The organism is Erwinia sp. PME.40.26/001, assembly GCF_055556675.1.
In genome coordinates, this window is the sequence record NZ_JBVHNP010000039.1 from 1 (window position 1) to 396 (window position 396).

Consider the following 396-nt stretch of genomic DNA (forward strand, 5'->3'; position numbering starts at 1 on the left):
GGCGACTCGATCAGGAGCCGGGAGCCGTTGCGTGTCTCCACGCGAGATACCCGGATCTCCGAGAACTCATTGGCGATCGAGATCGGAGCCCCTACCCGCTGGTCTTCGAGCCGCTGACGTTCGTCTGCTGCTGCGATGGCCGCGATGCGGTCGTCCTCTTCGCCTTCCCATTCGAGTTTCATAGGAAGATCGCCAGATTCTGTGTGCGCAAGACCGACTCGTCGACCGTGATGGTTCGGCGTGCGAGCTGCAACCCGCCGCCGACACGTCGCAGAACGTCTTCGCGGCCGGCCGAGATCACCGCGGGCTCGTGCACGTCGCCGCGACTGCGGAAAAGAAGCACCGCAGAATCGACGACGACCTCGCCCGGGACGTCGCTCTCGAAGGTGCGCACGT

The 396-nt window shown here is 64.6% G+C and carries 2 protein-coding genes; both read right to left on the bottom strand.

The features are described 5' to 3' along the window. Nucleotides 1–182, bottom strand: a 182-nt coding sequence (locus tag ACZ3HG_RS23105) for a hypothetical protein (RefSeq protein WP_465334626.1), incomplete at its 3' end; no start/stop codon positions are given. Continuing rightward, a partial coding sequence (locus ACZ3HG_RS23110; RefSeq protein ID WP_465334628.1) for an aromatic-ring-hydroxylating dioxygenase subunit beta occupies nt 179–396 on the bottom strand: 218 nt, incomplete at its 5' end. The genes ACZ3HG_RS23110 and ACZ3HG_RS23105, both read right to left, overlap by 4 nt.